A 15,264-nucleotide genomic window follows, 5' to 3' on the forward strand; every position below is an offset into this window, starting at 1 on the left:
ACTCCTGCTCCTAGCCGCTTTGCCCCTTTGACAGTTTGACGCACATCAAGAGCGTACAGCCAGAGCCGAAGCGCGCACATAGCTTTGGCTTTGCAGTCGCTCGCTCGCCGACCTGACGCCGTCAGTTCTCCATGGCCTCATAAATCAGCTGTTTCACAGTTCTTTGGATGCGCTGGCGCTCCGAGGGGGTCTGCTCGAGCAAAACGAAAAACATGTCCTGCTTGCGGTCGATCACGAAATAACAGCCGCTGGCGCCGTCCCATTTCAGCTCGCCGAGATTGCCCGGCGGCGGCGGTTTGGCGTTGCCCGGATCGGTGCGCACGGCGAGCCCGAGTCCAAAGCCGAAGCCGTCGCCCGGAAAATAGAAGAAGTCCCGATCGACGCCCGAACCCGGGCCGACATGATCTGTCGTCAACAGCTTGAACGCCTTGGGACTGAGAATGGTCTTGTCCTCGTATTTACCGCCATTGAGCAGCATCTGAGCGAAGCGCGCGTAGTCGGCCATGGTGGAGACCATGCCGCCGCTGGCGTACATCATCTTCTTCGGCTTGGTCGGGTCGTTCTCCCGCCCCACCCGGAAATCGCTGTCGTTCGGCATCGGCTTGGCGAGCAACTTCTGCTTGTCGGGATCGGTGACGAGGAAGTCGGTATCCTTCATCCCGAGCGGATCGAGCAGCTTCTCCTTCTCGATCTCGATCAGAGACTTGCCGGATACGATTTCCATGATCCGTGCCAGGATGTCGGTGGAATGGCCATACTGCCAGAGCGCGCCGGGTTGGTTGTGCAGCGGCAATTTTGCGATCCGCTCAGCAAACTCGGCGAGGTCGAAATCACCAGCATAGATATCGGCAGCCTTGTAGGCCTTGCGCACCAGACTGTCGCCGTAGAAGCCGTAGGTGATGCCCGAGGTCTGGCGCATCAGGTCGAGCACTGTCGGCGGCCGGTCCGGCGGCACCAGCTCGAGCGTCTTGGTCCCGTCGCTGGCTTGCTTCTCGACGCCGACCTTCATGTTTGCAAACGACGGAATGTATTTTGCGATCGGCTCGTCGAGGGAGAACTTGCCCTCATCCAGCATCTGCACGGCAACCACGCTGGTGATGGCCTTGGTCATCGAGAACAGGCGGAAGATGGTCTGGTCGGTGATCGGAGCCTGCGACACCACGTCCTGCACGCCGAAGGATTGGTGATAGACCGGCTTGCCGTGCTGTTGGATGAGCAGGATCGCTCCGGGAATCTTCCCGGTCGCTACTTCGTTGCGGAAGAACTCGTCAATTCTTGCCAGCTTGTCCTTGTTGAAATGTGCCCCCGCGGGAATCTCGAAAGTCCCTTCGGCCCAGGCCGAACCTGCAGCCGCAACGAGCAGCGCGCTACAGACAAGCACCCGCAATGTCTGGAATGCTCTCATCAGCCCCTCCCGGTTCCGTCCGAGTTTAGCCGTCCGTTCGACCGGCACAAGGGGCATCGAATTGCAGGGAGCGCCGGCACGCAGCCGGGAGAGCGCCTGCCGCGCTGCCGCCGCACACCCGACCTCATCCTGAGGGCCCGCCTGCGGCGGGCGTCTCGAAGGATAGGGACGGAGTGCGCGGCGGCAGTCTCAACGGGCACTGACGCCGATTGGCCTCAACCTTGAGGAAGCGCGTAAGCGCCGTCTCGAAGGACGAGGCGTGCGCGCAGGCCGTCGCAACAAGTCATATGCGATCGCTCTGCCCAAGCGGGGGAGGCCGAACGAGCCCGCGGCTCACATCGAGCCAGCTCGAAGCCATTCCGTTCAGCCTATTGATTGATCTCCGGCTCGACGAGCCGTGCCAGATTGCGCAGCGATTCCTGCCAGCCGAGATAGCAGGCCTCAACGGGAATGACGTCGGGCAGGCCGGACTGCGTGATCTCGACCTCGGTGCCGACCGAAACCTTCTTCAGGATCACGGTCACCTCGATCACACCAGGCAGATTGGGATCGTCGAACTTGTCGGTGTAGCGCAGGCGTTCGCCCGGCACGAGCTCGACATATTCGCCGCCAAACGAATGGCCGTTGCCCGTGGTGAAGTTCCGGAACGACATCTTGAAGGTGCCCCCGACCTTGGGCTCGAGATGATGCACGGTGCAGGTGAAGCCGTTCGGCGGAAGCCATTTCGCCATCGCGTCAGCCTCCAGGAAGGCGCGATAGACCTTCTCCGGCCTGGTGGCGAGAACGCGGTGCAGACGGACGGTATTGGGCATGGTTGTTATCCTCAGTGATTGATGGGCCCGAGTTTGGCGTCTATGGCCCATTCATGTCACGAGGACGACGGGGAAGCCGCCGATCCGACAGGGGGTCTTCGATTTTTTTGTTCGAGCCTTGTTCGGCCGGGTTGCGAAAGCATGATGGGATGAGGCTTGATCGCTGCAACGACGGAGGTGCACTCCCTCCCCCGCTTGCGGGGGAGGGTTGGGGAGAGGGTGTCTCCGCGTTGGGGTTGTTGAGAATTTGCCGAGTATGTCCCTGCGCGGCGAGAGCCCTCACCTGGCGCACGGGACGATGCTTCGCATCGCCCGGAACGCGGCCGACCTCTCCCGCAAGCGGGAGAAGTGAACGACCCGTGGCAATCGGTTCAACCTAAAGCCATTCCGCTTTAGACGGCTGCGATATCCTGAGATGTCATCGTGAAGGCGAGCTGGTAGCGGTCGATCTTCGGGTTGTCTTGCGCACCCAGTGTGCCAAGCGTCGACGGCGAAAGCGGGCTGGCGATCACAGCCTCGATCATTTCGGCGTCGTACCCCGACAACAACACGATCCAATCCGCGGCGCCGTCCTCTCCCCGGATCTGCTGTTCCGTGGTGGGCGAACTCGTCTTCGGCGTATCGGTCAAAAGGAGGTGAGTGCCCGTCAGTCCCGGTTTCGACGCAAGGGCGCCGAGCATATCGAGGAGGTGTGCCTGCAGTTCTGCAGCGTGCCCGGCCTGCGGCGAAAGCCTGATGGTGGCCAACGAGCTTGCCACGCCGCCGCCAAAGCTCGCGACGATCCGGCACTGGCTGCGGACCATGCCGAGGTGATGCGGCATCATCTTCGTCGACCACGGTGTCGGCGCATTGAGCCGGTCGAGATATCCCTTCGACGTCAGCACCTCATATCGTTCCAGCTCGTAGAGCACGAAGAAGCCTTCGGCATCCGTCGTGCTGGTCCAACGGGATCCCCGCCGGAAGCCGGGAATGCTCATCCGCTCCGGAAAGTGCTCATGCGCGTGCCAGTCGCCGAACTCGCTGCGCTGCTCGGAGCGAACGCTCCACCACATCGCGACGGCGGCCTTGCCGAGCAGTGTCATGCTGACCTCCCTTTTTGCGGGTAGTTTGCCTCAATGCCAACGGCGGCGGCAAGGTGCGCACGCTTGACAAGCCGAAGCCACAATTCCGCTATCGTTTTCCCGTTCAACTCCTGCGGGAAATCAGGGGGCTTCCGTTGCGCAGCACGCTTTGGGCTTTCGCCGTCACGCTCTGCTGCTTTGGCTCGCCGGCCGAGGCTGCGGGCATTCAGCTGCTCGACGCCGATCCGGCGCTGTCAGGCGCGATCTGGTATCCTTGCGCGGCGGAGCCGACAGTTGTGGCGCTTGGCCGTCTTTCTGTGCCCACGGTCGATCGGCTGGAGGGAGCGAAGGACTGTCCCGTCACCGGGGCCAAGCTGCCGCTGATCATCGTCTCCCATGGCAATAGCGGCTACTTCGCGCTTCATCTCGACATCATCGAAGCGTTGGCGAACGCCGGCTTCATCGTCGCGGCGATCAACCATCCCGGCAACAATACCAACGATATGTCGGCGCGCGGGATGTCTGTCTGGGCGTCGCGTCCAGCGCATATGGTCCGCCTGCTCGATTTCATGCTGCACGAGTGGAAAGACAGGAGCGCGATCGATCCCGCCAGGGTTGGCCTGTTCGGTTTCTCCCTGGGCGGCTTTACCGGACTGGTTCTGGCCGGCGGTCGGCCCGATTTTCGCAGGTTTGCTCCCAATTGTAAGCAAGAGAACAAGTCGACCGTCTGCGAGGAGTTGCGCGCTGGCGAGTTTCCTGCGGATCCGCCGCACGATGCAAGGATCAAGGCCGCAGTGATCGTTGATCCTGCCGTGAGCTTTTCATTCACGCCCGAAAATCTCGCGGGCATCGGAATCCCGCTGCAGGTCTGGCGATCCGAACTGGGAGGCGGGGGCGTCAATGCGGCGGGCGTCGCTTACGTCACCCGCAGTCTGCCGGGCAAGCCCGACATTCACGTCGTGCCGGCCGGTCACTATGCGTTTCTGCCGCCCTGCACGGCGGAGCTCGCGGCATTCAGGCCACAAGTTTGCGCTGATCCCGACGGCTTTGACCGGGCGGCCTTTCACCGCGAGTTCAATGCAGCCGTGGTGAAGTTCTTCCACGAGCAGCTTGTTGGCGGTTTGCGGTGAGCGCTGGATAGCGCGGCATCCCTCGACAGCCTCCACCAATAGCTCCAGCTAGGCCGATGCAACTCGGCTGATCCTGCATCAGAATAGCGTCGATCAAATCGCCGAACGGATAAAATGACGCCGAGAAATTTCACCGGCTGCATTTGGCCTCTGGAAACGTTCGGCCGGCGCGTAACACGTCTGTCCACCAGAGCTAACCGGAAGTCACCGCCGCGCGGTCGTAGCGACGCGCTTGAGCCGGTGCGGACTCATTGGCCCATTTCGCTTGAGCGGCTCCTGTTCGTCGACCGGAAATCGATCAGACATGGAAGCGCAGTACATTAGGGGCGTCGCGTATTGAACGAGGCAAGGAATTCGTCGGCGATCGGTCGCCAGCGGTCCGGAAAGAGCCGCAGCAAATGGCCATCGCCAGGAACGCCGTGGAGAAGCTCGAAGCGCAGTTTGCCGCCGGCCGCGACGAATGCCTGATGGTACTCGCGGATCAGGGCTTCACGGTAAAGACGATCGTTATCGGCGTATAACCAGAGTTGCGGGACCTTGCCGGCGGCGCCGTGGCCAGCGTTGGCGTAATAGGGCGTGGTCACCGGTCCGTACGGGTACCAGCCGCCCACGAAGTTCACCACGCCCATAACCTCATCAGGTTTTAGACCTGCATAGTGCATGGCGAGAAAACCACCGCGCGATTGGCCCGAGAGCAGCACCGGCCCAGGCCGGACGCCAGGCAGTTTGCGGCCGTAAGCGATGGCCGATTCAAGATCCTCAACGGCTTGCGCCACCCCTTTCGATACATCGACGAGGCTGCCGTCGTGATCGCGCCCGAAATCCTCCTCGCCGTTGACGCCCTCGGACATGCCGCGCCCGCGCCGCGTGAACACCAGCACGGCAAAGCCGTTGTCGCGCAGCCAATGGGCCTCGGTTGCGAATGACCAACTCCGCAATTGATTGCGGCCGACGTCGGAGCCGTGGGTGATGATCGCGAGCGGTGCCGGCCCCGGTCCGGCCGGCGGGTAGAATGTCGCCTCGAGCATCATCGGCCGCGCATCGTCGGGCGTACGAAGCGTGAGGTGTGGGAGGAAGAGACGCTCGCCGGGCCAGGGCCAATTCTCCGGCCGCTCACCTGCGGCCAACCGCATTGGATCAGCGCGGACCAGTGCCCCGGACGTGACGTTGCCGGAGGCGACGCCGGATGCGATGGTGGCGGCCAGGTACAATCGGTCGGGACCATCGAAGGCATATCGGAAGGTGCGAAAGCCCGTCATGGTCAGCACGCCCTCGGCGACCGTCGCTTCGCCTCGCCACCATTCGCGATTCATGCCGTAGAATGCCGAATCCGACTGAGCGAAAACCACGTTCGCATGCCCGTCCGGCCTGACGCGCTCGACCACGAGAATATGTCTGTCGTCGTGCCAGGTTCCGATCCACGCTCCCTGAAAGCGCGCAATCTCGGGCGGCACGTCCCGCGCCGGCGTCTCCATGTCGAACTTGTCCGGCAACGGAACGATCGATTCTGGGTCGACGGTGAGGGGCTGGGCCGGAGCGTTTTGCATCAACATCAAGAAAACCATCAAATGAACAGCCGAAGCTCTGCGCATACTCTGCTCGAAATCCTGTCGAATCCTGCGAAGTGATCGCGCTCCGAATACAGCGCGCCGACGCGCGCCCATCATGAGACGGTCGCCAAACCGCGCCACACCCCGATCTACCGAGATGTCCGATCGCTGCATTCTCTGCCACGTCTCCTGCCGAAGCTCAGACTAGGGCCCGATCTCATGAGGCGCAATCTCTGCTTGTGCCCCTTCGCGACGATCATCCGGTCGTCAACATGTCGGCTGTGAGTGGAAGGCCGGACCTACTGAGGCGCGGGCAAACCGTCGCGATTGACCCATAGCGATCAATCGAAGTCGGGGATAAAACAGCGTTCAGGAAACTGGACATAAAACCCATGGCTTTTTGGACAGCGGGCGCGGTTGGCTTAGTGATCGCGTATTTCCTCGGCTCGGTCCCCACGGGCTATCTGGCGGGAAAACTGCTCAGGGGCATCGACATTCGAGATCACGGCTCCAAGTCCACCGGGGCAACGAATGTCTTGCGGACCCTCGGTAAATGGCCTGCCTTGTTCGTGCTCGTGGGCGATGTGCTGAAGGGCGTGGGTGCGATCATCGTCGCGCGTTGGTTCTGTCCTTGGCTCTATGCAGAACTATCCCCGCCGGCGACAGCGTCTGATCTGCAAATCTGGGTACCATGGGACGTTTGTCTGGCTGGAATTGCCGTGCTGTTGGGACATAGCCGATCGATCTGGCTGAACTTCACGGGCGGCAAGTCGGCTGCGACCGGGCTCGGTGTGTTGCTGGCGATGTCGTGGCCCGTGGGATTGGGGGCTGCAGCCGTCTTTGGCGTCGTGCTGGTTATGACCCGGATCGTTTCCTTGAGCTCGATGCTCGCGGCGGTGACGGCAATCGTTCTTGTCTGCGCGGTCGAGCACCCATTGCCGTATCGGTTGCTGGTTATCGGAGGCGGCTTCTACGTGATCATCCGCCATCGCGCCAACGTTCAAAGGCTTTTGGCGGGAACGGAGCCGCGTCTGGGTCGAAATGGCCGGGGTGCAAAAGCGGAAGCGCAGGTCTAGCACAGGACTTATCTGGGGCCGCTTGTGGCCCGAATGCGAAGTCTAAGCGGGCCGCCAAACAGTCTGCTTATCGGGGGTGACCGGAAACGGCGATGCGCCCGCCAGCAATAGCTCTGCGCTCGCTGCCTGTTGTTCAAGGACGTCCGACAAGCAATGGCAGCACGTCTGCACCGCCCGCCATGAGCGGATTCGACGGCTCGAAATGTTCCCGCAATTCTCGCTTTCGGACGAGTGAGCGCGCATCGAGAAACGCATCCTTCAGGCTGACGGCTTTCCGGAGCGCGACGTTGAAAAAAGCGTTGCCAAAATAGGTCCACTTGGCCTTGTCCTGGCAGCCGAACGATGGATGCTTCTCATCGGCCGCGGTGATGACCAGCACATCGGGAGTCGCCAGGCGCGGGATAAAAACCCCCGAATAACAAGCCGAGATGACCACCACCTTGTGTCGCACACCTGTCTTCGCGAGCATGTCACGGAGACGAGATGGTGTGAGCGTTTCTGTGAGCCGCCCCGCCTTGATTGCAAGGCCATCAGGAGAGCCATGCGAGGTGAGAATCAAAAAGAGAACATCTTTCTCGGCATCCAAGCGGTTGGCTGCCGTCTGCAACGACTTGGCCAGAGCTTCGATCGTTGCACTTCCCCCTTTCTTGGAATTGTACTCCACGTTGATTGTTCCAGTCTCGAAACGGCCGGCCACGACCTGAGCCGCGCCGGTCGCCTCGGATCTGAACACGTCTTGATCCCCGTACAGGCCAAAGGACACCACGCCAACCTTTCCAGCGTCCGCAACAGCATGTACCGGAGGAACCAACGGCCAGATGGTCAGAAAAAAAGCGACGAGCGGCGCGCCGAGCCGCCTGATCGAGGACCTGGAGGTCATCGCGAACCTCGTTTCGAGATCGCCGCTACAGAACTGCGGCTCAATACAAAATAGCGGAAAGCCAGTGAATTTCCATCCATCCTTCGGAATCGCACGTGCAAGGGTCCGGATATGGCCCATCGGCGACCTCAACGATGTCTGTGCCGCTGTTGAAGGATGAGCGGACATCTAGGGCACCCAATCTAAGCGTGTGACTTAAGAGTACACGCGCTAGCCCGTGTACCCAAGCTCGGCCGCGCGATGCCATGAAAGCTCAGTCCGCTTTGCCCCTGTGGCGACCAAGTTGGTGCGGCAATCGCGATGCGCCTAGAGCGGATGGGCGCATCAGAGCTGTTTGGTGAAATGATAACGCCGAATACCACCGCCCAGAGATTTGTTGCTGGCTGCCACGGCCACCTCTTCGCGAACCAAGTGATATCCGGAGGTCCTGTAAAGGGATAGTGCGTCGCGCTGCAGTTCGGATGTGCTGAGATCCATCCGGGGACGATTGCGTGTGCGGCACTCGTCTTCCGCAAAACTCAACATCTGTCGTGCGATGCCGCGGCGTCGAGCTCGACACCATTAATTCAGCCAACCCGCCGGCAATTCTGCAGTGTCGTTTCAAATAAGGATGAACGACTAGTGAAGGCGGCGAGCTCCTTGCCGAGCCTAACATCCGTATCATTCGACGTTGGCATAATACCCCTGTTTTGCCCGACGGGTCAAAGGCAAGTTCGAAAAATAAGAAGTTACTTTGAGCCCAAGCAGTTAGCTACTGTGCATAGGGTTGTTCTTCAGTTTTTTAGTTGGTGCCTGTCATTGCACGGCCTTCACAAGCAAAAGGGCCGCCCTTTCGGGCGGCCCTTGCGTATCGTTCAAGGCGGTGCCGCTTACTCCGCGGCCTGCTTCTGCGGCGGGTCGAGCGCGCCGGACTTGTGGATGTCGGCGACCTGGTGATCGCTGAAGCCGAGCACCGAGCGCAGGATCTCGTCGGTGTGCTCGCCGAGCAGCGGGGAGCGGGTGACGTCGCTCGGGGAGTCCGACAGCTTGATCGGGTTGCCGACCGAGATGTACTTGCCGCGGGTGGGGTGGTCGACCTCGACCAGGGTGCCGGTGGCGTGCAGCGACCGGTCCTCGATGATCTCCTTCATCGACAGGATCGGGCCGCAGGGGATGTCGTCCTTGTTGAGGATCTCCATCGCCTCGAATTTGGTCTTGGTCATCGTCCACTGCTCGATGCGGGCGAAGATCTCGTTGAGGCGCGACAGCCGGGCCGGCGGCTTGGCGTAGTTCGGATCGGTCTTCCAGGTGGGCTCACCGATCACGTCGCAGATCTTCTCCCAGACCGGGGCCTGGGTGATGAAATAGAGGTAAGCGTTGGGATCGGTCTCCCAGCCCTTGCACTTGACGATGCGGCCGGGCTGGCCGCCGCCGGAATCGTTGCCGGCGCGCGGCACGGCATCGCCGAACGGAATGCCTTCGCCGAACTGGCTGTATTCCTTGAGCGGACCGTGGGCGAGGCGCTGCTGGTCACGCAGCTTGACGCGGGCAAGGTTGAGGACGCCGTCCTGCATCGCTGCGGTGACGCGCTGGCCCTTGCCCGAGTGGGTGCGCTGATAGAGCGCGGTGACGATGCCGAGCGCCAGGTGCAGGCCGGTGCCGGAATCGCCGATCTGGGCGCCGGTGACGAGCGGCAGACCGTCACGGAAGCCGGTGGTGGAGGCGGCGCCGCCGGTGCACTGCGCGACGTTCTCATAGACCTTGCAGTCTTCGTAAGGCCCGGGGCCGAAGCCCTTGATCGAGGCGACGATCATCTTCGGGTTGATCTGCTGGATCTTCTCCCAGGGGAAGCCCATGCGGTCGAGCACGCCGGGGCCGAAATTCTCCACCAGCACGTCGCACTTCTTGATCAGCTCGGTGAGGACTTCCTTGCCCTTGGGGTTCTTGGTGTCGAGCGTGATCGAGCGCTTGTTGTGGTTGAGCATGGTGAAATACAGGCTGTCCACGTTCGGGATGTCCTGCAGCTGGCCGCGGGTGATGTCACCCACGCCCGGGCGTTCCACCTTGATCACGTCGGCGCCGAACCAGGCCAGCAGCTGCGTGCAGGTCGGTCCGGACTGGACGTGGGTGAAATCGAGAATGCGAACGCCCGTGAGCGCTTTGGTCATCGTGTTGCTCCGTACTCTGTCTGCCCCTGCTAACCACAGGGAGTTAGGGTTGAAGGGGAGGACTTACTTCTTCTTCTGCAGAACGCTCTGCGGGTTGAGGTTGCCGATGCGGCCGCTCTCCGAGCCTGCGGCCGGATCGATCACCGCGTTGATGAGCGTCGGCTTGCCGGATTTCATCGCTTCGCCCACGGCGCGCTTGAGCTCGTCCGGCGAGGTCGCGTTCACGCCGACGCCGCCAAAAGCTTCCATCATCTTGTCATAGCGCGCGCCCTTGACGAACACCGTGGTCGCCGGGTCGGAGTTCGCGCCGTTGACGTCGGTGCCACGATAGATGCCGTCATTGTTGAAGATGACGACGCAGATCGGCAGGTTGTAGCGGCAGATGGTCTCGACCTCCATGCCGGAGAAGCCGAACGCCGAGTCGCCTTCCACCGCCAGCACGGGATGACCGGTCTCGAGCGCGGCGGCGATCGCCTGGCCCATGCCGATGCCCATCACGCCCCAGGTGCCGACGTCGAGACGCTTGCGCGGGCGGTACATGTCGATGACGCCACGGGCGAGGTCGAGCGTGTTGGCGCCTTCGTTGACGAGGATCGCCTCGGGGTGCTCCTTGATGACGTTCTTCAGCACGCCGAGCGCGCCGTGATAATCCATCGGCGATTTGTTGTTCATGAGCTTCGGCGCCATCTTGGCGACGTTCTCTTCGCGCTTGGACGAGATCGCCTTGGTCCATTCGGCGGGCGGGGCGGTCCAGCCCGTACCCATCGCCTGGTTGAAGGCGGAGACGACCGAGCCGATGTCGCCGACGACGGGCGCGACGATCTCGACGTTGGAGTCCATCTCCTTCGGCTCGATGTCGACCTGGATGAACTTCTTCGGCGCTTCGCCCCAGCTCTTGCCCTTGCCATGCGAGAGCAGCCAGTTCAGCCGCGCGCCGATCAGCATGACGACGTCGGACTCCTTCAGCACCGTCGAGCGGGCCGCGCCGGCGCACTGCGGATGGGTGTCGGGGAGGAGGCCCTTGGCCATGCTCATGGGGAGGAACGGCGCGCCGCTTTTCTCGACGAAGCTCTTGATCTCCTCGTCGGCCTGGGCGTAGGCCGCGCCCTTGCCGAGGATGATGAGCGGACGCTTCGCCGCCTTGAGCACGTCGAGCGCACGCTTCACCGAGGCGGGCGAGGGGATCTGCGCGGGCGCAGCATCGATCACCTTGACCAGCGACTTCCGGCCGGCCTCGGCGTTCATGACCTGGCCGAACAGTTTCGCCGGCAGGTCGAGATAGACGCCGCCCGGACGGCCCGAGACCGCAGCGCGGATGGCGCGGGCAAAACCGATGCCGATGTCCTGGGCGTGCAGCACGCGATAGGCCGCCTTGCACAGCGGCTTGGCAATCGCGAGCTGGTCCATCTCCTCGTAGTCGCCCTGCTGGAGGTCGACGATCTCGCGCTCCGAGGAGCCCGAGACCAGGATCATCGGGTAACAGTTGGTGGTGGCGTGCGCGAGCGCGGTGAGGCCGTTGAGGAAGCCGGGCGCCGACACCGTGAGGCAGACGCCGGGCTTCTTGGTGAGGTAGCCGGCGATGCCTGCGGCGTAGCCGGCGTTCTGCTCGTGGCGGAAGGAGATCACGCGAATGCCCGCGGCCTGCGCCATGCGGCCCAAATCCGTGATCGGGATGCCCGGCACATTATAGATGGTGTTGATGCCGTTCAGCTTGAGCGCGTCGATGACGAGATGGAAGCCATCCGTCAGTTCCTGCTCGGTGCCCGGTGCTTCGGACTTGGTCGCGGTATTCAGCATGGGCCTTGTCTCCCTGGTCTCAAGGTCGTTGGGGCGAATTGTTCGCCCTTCTGGTGAACGTTGCTTAAGTGAACAGCTATGTGAACAGTTCTTGGCCGTGCGCTTCGACGTAGGCGGCAAGGCCGAGGGTGTGATCGCGGGCGCGCTTCTCGGCGAGCTCGGTGTCGCGCGCTTCCAGCGCCTCGATGATGCCGAGATGCTCGGGCAGGGAGGTCGCGGTGCGGTCCTTGCGTCCGATGGTCAACTGGCGATAGCCGCGCACGTGCAGCAGCAGGTCGTTGGTGAGGTCGACCAGCACCGGTGATTCCGACAGCGAGATCAGCGCCTGATGGAAGGCGATGTTGGCCTTGGAATATTCCTCGACGTGATCCTCGGGCAGGCGGTCCTTGCCGAAATCCTTGAAGAAGTCGCGCAGCGCGGTGATGTCCTTCTTGCGCGCGGTGGTGGTGATGAGACGCGCGGCCATGCTCTCTAGCGCCGCCCAGGCGCGGATCATGTCGACGATCTCGCTCTTGGTCCTGCGCACCACCATGATGCCGCGGCGCGGAACGGTCTTCACGAAACCGTCCTGCTCGAGCATCGCGATGGCTTCGCGGATCGGCGTGCGGCTGACGCCAAGCCTCTCGGACAATGCGCGCTCATCGAGCATCACCGGCTCGGGCGTCGAATAGATGTCCATCTTGAGGATGGCTTCCTTCAAGGCGTCATACGCCTTGTTCTTGAAGCTGCTCTCCGGGGCAATACGAACGATTGCGATGTCTGCCTCGGCCATGTTCGGCAACGCCTTGGTTGGTTTCCGTAGTGACACGACGAATCTCCTCCAGTGGGGAGTCGTCTTTTACAGGAATATTAACGGGAAAGTTTTTGGCATACCACATGCCAGAATGTCAAGCTGCCTATTTTTTGCGGCATTCCAGGGTGCGCTGCGGCTTGACAAGTTGGCTTCTGGCATACCAAATGCCATCGCCAGCCATTTTTGATCCAAGCCGGCGGGGTAGTCTTGAGCTTTATGCCACTCCGCTCCGCCGCATGGAACAGAGCGCGGCGAATGGCAAGCATCACGGGCAGCCGCTAACCACGCGCGCGCTTTGAAAAGAACGAACTGAGGTCAAGGGAGAAGCCACATGTCCAATTCCAAAGATGCCGTCCGCAAGGTGCTTGACCAGGTCAAGGCGGACAACCGCACCAGCCTGACGGCGCCGGAAGGCAAGCTGGTCTGCGACGCCTACGGCATTCCGGTGCCGAAGGAGGGCGTGGCCAAGTCGGCGGGCGAGGCCGGCAAGATGGCGTCGTCCATGGGCTTCCCGGTCGTGATGAAGATCGTTTCGCCGGACATTCTCCACAAGACCGAAGCCGGCGGCGTCATCGTCGGCCTCAAGACGGCGGAGGAGGCCGAGAAGGCCTACGAGACCATTCTCGGCAACGCAAAGAAATATAAGTCCGATGCCAAGATCGAAGGTGTGCAGGTGCAGCAGATGCTGGCCGGCGGCACCGAAGTCATCGTCGGCTCGATCACCGACGGCTCGTTCGGCAAGCTGGTGGCGTTCGGGCTCGGGGGCGTGCTGGTCGAAGTCTTGAAGGACATCACCTTCCGCCTCGCGCCTGCCACAAAGGAAGACGCGCTCTCGATGCTCGACGGCATCCAGGCGCACGAGATTCTGAAGGGTGTGCGCGGCAGCGAGCCGGTCAACCGCGCGGCGCTTGCCGATGTCATCGTCAAGGTCTCGCAGCTCGTCACTGACTTCCCTGAGATCGTCGAGCTCGACCTCAACCCGGTGTTCGCGACGCCGAAGGGCGCGACTGCCGCCGATGTCCGCATCGTCGTCGACTTCGCCTACAAGCCGAAGCCCAAGCCGCGTCCGACCGAAGAGATCGTCGCGGCGATGAACCGCATCATGCAGCCGAAGGCGGTCGCCGTGATCGGCGCCTCCGCGGAGGATGGTAAGATCGGCAATTCCGTGATGAAGAACCTCATCAACGGCGGCTACAAGGGCGAGATCATTCCGATCCATCCCAAGGCCGCCGAGATCCTCGGCTACAAGGCCTACAAGAGCGTCAAGGACGTCCCTGGCGTTATCGACGTCGCGGTGTTCGCGATCCCCGCAAAATTCGTCGCTGGCGCGCTTACAGAATGCGGCGAGAAGAAGATCCCGGGCGCGGTGCTGATCCCGTCAGGCTTTGCGGAAGCCGGCGCGCCGGAGCTGCAGGCCGAGATCGTCGAGGTCGGCAAGAAGTACGACATCCGCCTGATGGGGCCGAACATCTACGGCTTCTATTATACGCCGGCCAATCTCTGCGCGACCTTCTGCACCGCCTATGACGTCAAGGGCCACGCGGCGCTGTCGTCGCAGTCGGGCGGCATCGGCATGGCCATCATCGGCTTCTCGCGCTCGGCCAAGATGGGTGTCTCGGCGATCGTCGGCCTCGGCAACAAGTCCGACATCGATGAGGACGATCTGCTCGCCTTCTTCGAACAGGACCCGAACACCAACCTGATCGCGCAGCACTGCGAAGACCTCAAGGACGGCCGCGCCTTTGCGGAAGCGGCAAAACGCGTCTCGAAGAAGAAGCCGGTCGTCGTGCTCAAGGCCGGCCGCACCTCGGCCGGTGCGAAGGCGGCCTCGTCGCACACCGGCGCGCTCGCCGGCAACGACCGCATCTACGAGGACGTGTTCAAGCAGTCCGGTGTGATCCGTGCGCGCAGCTTGCGCCAGCTGCTCGAATTCGCCCGCGGCGTGCCGGTGCTGCCGACGCCGAAGGGGGAGAACGTGCTGATCATCACCGGTGCCGGCGGCTCGGGCGTGCTGCTGTCGGACTCCTGCGTCGACAACGGCCTGTCGCTGATGTCGATGCCGCCGGATCTGGATGCGGCCTTCCGCAAGTTCATTCCGCCGTTCGGCGCGGCCGGAAATCCTGTGGATATCACCGGCGGCGAGCCGCCGATCACCTACGTCAACACCGTGAAGCTCGGCCTGTCGGATGAGCGCATCCACGCGCTGATCCTCGGCTACTGGCACACCATCGTCACCCCGCCGATGGTGTTCGCCCGCAACATGGTCGAGGTGAAGAAGGAGATGGAGGCCAAGGGTTTTGTGAAGCCGATGGTCGCTTCTCTCGCCGGCGACGTCGAGGTCGAGGAAGCGGCCGAATATCTCTACCAGAACGGCATCCCGGCCTACGCTTATTCGACCGAGCTGCCGGTTGAGGTCCTCGGCGCCAAGTACAAATGGGCGCGCGGGGCAGGGTTGCTCTGAGCACCATCTCTCCCGTCATCCCGGGGCAACGCGAAGCGTTGAGCTATGGTGCGCAATTGCGCACCTGAGGATCTCGAGATTCCGGGTCTGGTACGCCAGGCCCGCGCTGCGCGCAGTCCCGGCGCACCATCCCGGAATGACGGATGCACAAG

At 62.3% G+C, this 15,264-nt stretch carries 11 protein-coding genes and 1 pseudogene; 3 read left to right on the top strand and 9 right to left on the bottom strand.

The annotated features are described in order from the left end of the window. Nucleotides 1-121 precede the first annotated feature (121 nt). The 3 genes from CVM73_RS01995 to CVM73_RS02005 all read right to left on the bottom strand — a co-directional run bounded on the left by CVM73_RS01995 (nt 122) and on the right by CVM73_RS02005 (nt 3,299). Nucleotides 122-1,405, bottom strand: a complete 1,284-nt coding sequence (locus CVM73_RS01995) for a serine hydrolase domain-containing protein (protein ID WP_100230323.1) — start codon at nt 1,403-1,405, stop codon at nt 122-124. A 368-nt stretch (nt 1,406-1,773) separates the two neighbouring features. After that, the gene (locus CVM73_RS02000) at nt 1,774-2,217 is read right to left on the bottom strand and encodes an SRPBCC family protein (protein WP_100230324.1); all 444 of its coding nucleotides are present in this window, start codon (nt 2,215-2,217) and stop codon (nt 1,774-1,776) included. A 392-nt stretch (nt 2,218-2,609) separates the two neighbouring features. Beyond that, nucleotides 2,610-3,299 carry a hypothetical protein gene (locus CVM73_RS02005; RefSeq protein WP_100230325.1) on the bottom strand — a complete coding sequence of 230 codons (690 nt, stop codon included), beginning with the start codon at nt 3,297-3,299 and terminating at the stop codon, nt 2,610-2,612. A gap of 53 nt (nt 3,300-3,352) precedes the next feature. Here CVM73_RS02005 and CVM73_RS02010 point away from each other — a divergent pair, with 53 nt between their 5' ends. Further along, nucleotides 3,353-4,408 (top strand): alpha/beta hydrolase family protein, encoded by a 1,056-nt coding sequence (locus tag CVM73_RS02010; protein ID WP_245452186.1) that lies wholly within the window; start codon nt 3,353-3,355, stop codon nt 4,406-4,408. Nucleotides 4,409-4,728: 320 nt separating this feature from the next. Here CVM73_RS02010 and CVM73_RS02015 read toward each other — a convergent pair whose 3' ends face one another. After that, nucleotides 4,729-5,961 (bottom strand): alpha/beta hydrolase family protein, encoded by a 1,233-nt coding sequence (locus CVM73_RS02015; protein ID WP_245452187.1) that lies wholly within the window; start codon nt 5,959-5,961, stop codon nt 4,729-4,731. 389 nt (nt 5,962-6,350) lie between these two features. On the opposite strand from CVM73_RS02015, the gene plsY reads away from it, so the two are divergent. Further along, nucleotides 6,351-7,034, top strand: coding sequence for a glycerol-3-phosphate 1-O-acyltransferase PlsY (gene plsY, locus CVM73_RS02020; RefSeq protein WP_100230327.1), 684 nt, complete (start codon nt 6,351-6,353; stop codon nt 7,032-7,034). Nucleotides 7,035-7,167: 133 nt separating this feature from the next. Here the strand turns inward: plsY and CVM73_RS02025 are convergent, their stop codons facing one another. The 5 genes and pseudogenes from CVM73_RS02025 to CVM73_RS02045 all read right to left on the bottom strand — a co-directional run bounded on the left by CVM73_RS02025 (nt 7,168) and on the right by CVM73_RS02045 (nt 12,630). Further along, the gene (locus tag CVM73_RS02025) at nt 7,168-8,034 is read right to left on the bottom strand and encodes a C13 family peptidase (protein ID WP_245452188.1); all 867 of its coding nucleotides are present in this window, start codon (nt 8,032-8,034) and stop codon (nt 7,168-7,170) included. Between the two features lie 204 nt (nt 8,035-8,238). After that, nucleotides 8,239-8,454: pseudogene (locus tag CVM73_RS41600) on the bottom strand (N-acetyltransferase); the annotation flags it as partial. Between the two features lie 329 nt (nt 8,455-8,783). Beyond that, on the bottom strand, nt 8,784-10,061 hold the full coding sequence (gene frc, locus CVM73_RS02035) for a formyl-CoA transferase (protein WP_100230328.1): 1,278 nt from the start codon (nt 10,059-10,061) through the stop codon (nt 8,784-8,786). Nucleotides 10,062-10,124: 63 nt separating this feature from the next. Continuing rightward, nucleotides 10,125-11,858, bottom strand: coding sequence for an oxalyl-CoA decarboxylase (gene oxc, locus CVM73_RS02040; protein WP_100230329.1), 1,734 nt, complete (start codon nt 11,856-11,858; stop codon nt 10,125-10,127). 76 nt (nt 11,859-11,934) lie between these two features. Beyond that, a complete protein-coding gene (locus CVM73_RS02045) occupies nt 11,935-12,630 on the bottom strand; it encodes a GntR family transcriptional regulator (RefSeq protein WP_167406570.1) in 696 nt (231 codons plus the stop codon). A 352-nt stretch (nt 12,631-12,982) separates the two neighbouring features. On the opposite strand from CVM73_RS02045, the gene CVM73_RS02050 reads away from it, so the two are divergent. Then, the gene (locus tag CVM73_RS02050) at nt 12,983-15,112 is read left to right on the top strand and encodes an acetate--CoA ligase family protein (protein ID WP_100230330.1); all 2,130 of its coding nucleotides are present in this window, start codon (nt 12,983-12,985) and stop codon (nt 15,110-15,112) included. The last annotated feature ends 152 nt before the right edge of the window (nt 15,113-15,264 follow it).

Origin of the sequence: Bradyrhizobium forestalis (assembly GCF_002795245.1) — a bacterium.
GTDB classification, from domain to species: Bacteria; Pseudomonadota; Alphaproteobacteria; order Rhizobiales; family Xanthobacteraceae; genus Bradyrhizobium; species Bradyrhizobium forestalis.

Bases quoted from the DNA above. Each gene is read 5' to 3' on its own strand.
- CVM73_RS01995 (WP_100230323.1), bottom strand. From the start codon at position 1,405: ATGAGAGCATTCCAGACATTGCGGGTGCTTGTCTGTAGCGCGCTGCTC.
- CVM73_RS02000 (WP_100230324.1), bottom strand. From the start codon at position 2,217: ATGCCCAATACCGTCCGTCTGCACCGCGTTCTCGCCACCAGGCCGGAG.
- CVM73_RS02005 (WP_100230325.1), bottom strand. From the start codon at position 3,299: ATGACACTGCTCGGCAAGGCCGCCGTCGCGATGTGGTGGAGCGTTCGC.
- CVM73_RS02015 (WP_245452187.1), bottom strand. From the start codon at position 5,961: ATGTTGATGCAAAACGCTCCGGCCCAGCCCCTCACCGTCGACCCAGAA.
- plsY (WP_100230327.1), top strand. From the start codon at position 6,351: ATGGCTTTTTGGACAGCGGGCGCGGTTGGCTTAGTGATCGCGTATTTC.
- CVM73_RS02025 (WP_245452188.1), bottom strand. From the start codon at position 8,034: ATGGGCCATATCCGGACCCTTGCACGTGCGATTCCGAAGGATGGATGG.
- frc (WP_100230328.1), bottom strand. From the start codon at position 10,061: ATGACCAAAGCGCTCACGGGCGTTCGCATTCTCGATTTCACCCACGTC.
- oxc (WP_100230329.1), bottom strand. From the start codon at position 11,858: ATGCTGAATACCGCGACCAAGTCCGAAGCACCGGGCACCGAGCAGGAA.
- CVM73_RS02045 (WP_167406570.1), bottom strand. From the start codon at position 12,630: ATGGCCGAGGCAGACATCGCAATCGTTCGTATTGCCCCGGAGAGCAGC.
- CVM73_RS02050 (WP_100230330.1), top strand. From the start codon at position 12,983: ATGTCCAATTCCAAAGATGCCGTCCGCAAGGTGCTTGACCAGGTCAAG.